Here is a 4624-nt window from a genome sequence, read left to right as displayed (position 1 = left end):
ACGGGAAGCGAGAAGGACAGAGTGTTCCGGCTCTCTCCCAAGTTCTTTTGGCCTTTTCTGCCCGCGACTGAGACCGTATAGCCAGCCGGAGTGGTGATGCTCCCGCTGAGAGTTTCGTCTCCGGTGCTATGGATGGTGAATTGCTTTACGCTGGTCTGACCCACCTCCACCTCGCCGTAATTGAGGCTGAGGGGATCGACCGCGATCTCCGGTCCGGCGGGTTCCACATAGACAAAGCCCAGTTTCACATCCGGACGGTAAACCGAGACCAGGCCGCCGGTGAAGGTCTCACCCATGTCTGAATAGGTGCTGCGTCCGTAGCGGTAGCCATTGCTCATGTTTGTGTAGCGCACAGTTCCGGTGGCGGATTCTGTGGCCACCCGGTCAAAGTCGGTGTCGATCACGATGTTGTCGATCCCGTTCCAGGCAAAGGGGGTGGAGAGGATCAACAGATCCCAGTTCCCGGGTACAGGCTGATAGGAGGCGCTGCTGTAAACTGTGGTCAGTCCATCCGCGCTAATCCAGTTTGCGACATCCGTGGCAGTGGTGTGCTTCATCCGCATCCGGAAATTAGGCAAGGCCAGATCAGGTGCCGTAGCAACGTAAAAGCCCAATTGGGTGATGTCCGTGGGGCCATACAGGCCAGCGGCGTTCAGTTCCGCGGCGGTATAGACCGACTGTCCATGCAGGCTCTTCTTATAGATGTTGATGGGGCAACCCTCAGTGGTGGCGGTGGTTCCAGTGCCGCTGCCTATCACGGCAAACGAGACTGCCTGGGGAGTGGCCTCCGCGGTGTTCGAGGCCGCGGATTCACCTGTGGGGTTGGAATATAGCGTGGTCACCCAATAGCTGTAGGTGGTGCCGTTCACCACACTGTGGTCAGAGTAGCTGGTGCCCGTCACCGTGGTGAGGGAACTGCCGTCACGGTAGATCCTGTAACCGCTGATATTCCTCTCATCTAAAAACTCTTCTTCGGCGCCGCGTCCCCCGGCAGCGGTCCAGCTCAGGTTGACAACAGTGTCGCCGCCCACAGCGGTGAGGTTGGTGGGGGGAAAGGTGTTAGGGGTGGCGTTCACGGTGTTGGAAGGATCTGAATCGCCGTCGTTGTAGCTGGCCACAACATAATAGCTGTAGGTCACGCCATCGGTCACGTTCAGGTCTGTGTATGTGAGGTTTCCTGTGGTAGCCAGATAGGAGCTGTTTCTGTAAACTTTGTAGCTGTTAGGCGTCATCGCTTCCGGGGCGTCCCAAGTGAGTGTGACGGAAGCGTGGGTTGAGGTTGCGGCCAGATTCTGAGGGGGATTGAGGGGTGGCTGCACTGCCAACAGGGCGTTGTACAGGTTCAGGCGTCCGGAGCCGAGTTTGTTGGTGTAGCTTGGATTCACGCCGTAATGGTTGTCGGCGGTGCTTTGCAGGATCGTTTTCAGCTCCGTGTTGGTGAGCGTGAGCCCGTTGCGGTGGGCGTAGGATATAATGAGTGCCGCCGCTCCGGACACATGCGGGCAGGCCATCGAGGTGCCCTGGTACCAGGCGTAGTTGTTGCCTGTTATAGTGCTGAGAATTCCTCTTGTGGAATAATATGTCGTTTCTCCACCCGGGGCGGAGATGTCCACCCAAGTTCCCCAGTTGGAGTAATAGGCTTTTTTGTCCTGGTTGTTGGTGGCGGCCACAGCAAAAGCGCCGCTGTAACAGCCAGGATAGAAATTTCCCTCGGCTTCATCGTTGCCCGCGGCGAAGATGGTGACGCCACCGTTCAGAACAGTACCGCCGCCGTTGGCGTTGAAATAGTTGATGGCGTTAAGATCTGATTGGTTGTACACGTCGGGGTACTGATAACCCCAACTGTTCTGGGAGATGGCCGCGCCGTTGTCTGCTGCCCAGACGGGGGCGTTGGCAAAACCGCCCTGGTTCTGTCCGTCGAAGACCTGGCAGGACATCAGGCTCACACCTTTGGTATTGCCGTTCCCGCCGGCGATGCCGCAAACGCCCGTGGAGTTGTTGTTTTCCGCGGCAACGGTGCCGGCCACGTGGGTGCCGTGGTCTTCGGGGTTGATAGTGGAGCTGCCGCTCACAAAGTTGTATCCCACTCCGCTCCAGATGTTGTTATTCAAGTCCGGATGATTGGTCTGGATGCCGCCGTCGATCACTGCCACGATCACGTCCTGATGTCCCTTTTCCAGGTCCCAGGCTTCGGGCAGGTCGATATCGCAATCGACTGTTCCGCCTTGCTGGCCGGTGTTGTTGTAATGCCATTGGGAACTGTAATAGGGGTCGTTGGGGGTCCAGCGGTTTAGTGTTTCCGGTGGTTCCTGGTTCTGGCCTACAACAGCCTCGTACAGCACTTTTTTATACTCGGGCTCAGCCCACGCCACGCTGCCTTCGAGGCCACGGTAGGCCATCACGACGTCGCGGATGTCAGCCTTGCTGGCGAAACTTATTTCATACCAGAGGTGCAGGCCCCAGTCCCGGTGGCGTTGGATGAATTCGCTCCTGTGGGCCGGGCTGTAAAAAATCTGGCTGATTTTGCTTACTTCGAACCGGCGGTTAAGTTCATCCAGTTCGGCAATGCCAAAGGAGGCCAGTGTCCCGTTTTCATGCTCCAGCCTTTGCAACTGGCCGGAAAGCTCCGGTTTCAGCCTGATCCAGACATGGCCAGGAACCATGGCATCGTCCGGCACCTTGTAAATGTCTATAAAGGGCAGGTCCGCGAAATCCGGACCCAGGGCCGTGAGGCCGACGCTCAGAAGCGCCAGGCAGATGGCCAAAAGCGATGCTAATCTATGCATATTATTACTCTCTTCGCCCTTGCGGGGCTTATGTATTACTATCTGAGTCAATTCACCGCTGCCGAGTCCCACTTTTGTCTGTGGGATTCGCCTGAGCGGCAAAATATAACATTCTTCATCCAGTTAAACCATGAATAGGGATTTGTCAACCTTTTTCTGCCGGATAAGTTTTCCAAGTAAAGTAGTGGGCTCCACACACTTTAACCCGGTTCGCGTTTATCTGGCTGGACTCAACATCGGGCTCTCTTTCAAATCGGGAGGGTAACGCATGGGGACTGAATACGATAGCGGGTGTTTGAAGTGACCCGGAAGAAGCAATGCCGACTGGCCGTTAAGGCCCTGCTCCGGGGCCCTGACACGCCTCCCGCATAATCCCCGTATTCGATGCGAGTATTGTGCGGGAGGCATAGGAGAGGGATGGACACGGGCGCTAAGGGTGCGGACTGACAGGATATTGCGGTGAGTAAGCAGTTATGGCTCCGGTATAAAAAGAAAGGCCCCGCCAATCCTGAGAGGACAGCGGGGCCGATATCTAAGCGGTTTGTTTATTATTTGGCGGGAAGGTCCTCAAAGGCCGCCACAACCTTGTAGAAGGCCATGGGCAGAACTTCCGTGTCTTCCCAACTGGTTTGTGGGGCCAGGACCGTGGCGAAGGGCTGAGTGCCGTAATCACCATAGGGATCTGTGGCGCGGTAGATGTGATAGCAGTTGGCGTTGGTCACAGGCTCCCAAGAGACGGTCACGCCGCCGGAGCTTTTTTGCACCGTCACCTGAGGCGCAGCCAAATTGAGGTAGCCGCTACCAGTCAGGGCGATGTTCACTGTAGGCTCATCCTCGTCATTGCTGCTGATGACAACGTTGCCAGGATAGGTTTGCGCGGCGGTGGGGGCAAAGGTCAGATTGTAGGTGACGGTTTCGCCAGCTGGTACGCTGAGGGTGAGGGTGTTGCGAACTTCAGCCTGGGCATACCTGGCTCCGGGAGCTTGCTTGACTGCAAGGGAGGCGGAACTTTGGGCATCAGCCACAAATCCTTTGGCTCCTGCCTGGGATACGCTGTAGCCGGAGGGAGTGCTGATGGTTCCCATCAAATGGGCGTTGCCGGTGTTTTGCACAGTGAATTGCAGCACACTGGTTGTGCCGACTTCAACCCCGCCGAAATCCAGGGCCAGAGGCGAAACCACAATTTCGGGGGCCAGGCTTACGTCCCAGACATCCATGGTGGCGCTCACGTCCAGGGTGGGATTGACGGGATCGTTGGAATGGATGGTGAGCATCGCTTCATAGGTGCCCACTGCCATGCCGACGGCTGAGAAGTAGGCGGTGATGGTCTGGCTCTGTCCCGCGGCGATACTGCCACTGAGAGGCTGTACGCTCAGCCAGGAAATGGGAGGGGAATCCTGGGTCAGAACATTGGAACCGGAGAGGGTGTGAGGCTCGGAACCGTAGATATCACCGTTCAGGGTCCAGGGCAGGGTTAGGTTGCCGCCGAAGCTTGCGCCGATGGTCACGTTGACCGTGGCGGAAGCGGATTCGCCTCCTTTGATCACACCGTAGCCGTAGGAGGTTTCACCGTGCCAGGTGATGGTCACACCGTTGCCGCTGGTCACATCCGGGGTCATGTCGCCGCCGCTGCCGCCCACGAAGTTGGTGGCGCTGTTCACGGTGACCCCGGCGGGGAAGCTGATGATCACGTCTCTGAGCCACTCTACGTCCGTGCTGGCGTTGGTGGCGGTGAAGGTCCAGTCCACCGTGGTGCCGGGCAGGTAGCTGCTGGTGTCCAGGGTGAGGGTGCTGCCCGCGATGCTCTTCTCCTGAGCGGAAGCCGCTTGCAGCAGGTT

General features: G+C 57.6%; 2 protein-coding genes. Both read right to left on the bottom strand.

Going from position 1 to position 4624, the window contains the following annotated elements; genetic code table 11:
* The coding region (locus tag GX466_09320; protein ID NLH94395.1) for a S8 family serine peptidase at window positions 1-2786 on the bottom strand (2786 nt) is incomplete at its 3' end.
* Window positions 2787-3334: 548 nt separating this feature from the next.
* A partial coding sequence (locus GX466_09315; GenBank protein ID NLH94394.1) for a choice-of-anchor D domain-containing protein occupies window positions 3335-4624 on the bottom strand: 1290 nt, incomplete at its 5' end.

It is taken from the genome of Candidatus Cloacimonadota bacterium, assembly GCA_012516855.1.
Lineage (GTDB): Bacteria > Cloacimonadota > Cloacimonadia > Cloacimonadales > Cloacimonadaceae > Syntrophosphaera.
This window is presented reverse-complemented; position numbering and strand designations above follow the sequence as displayed.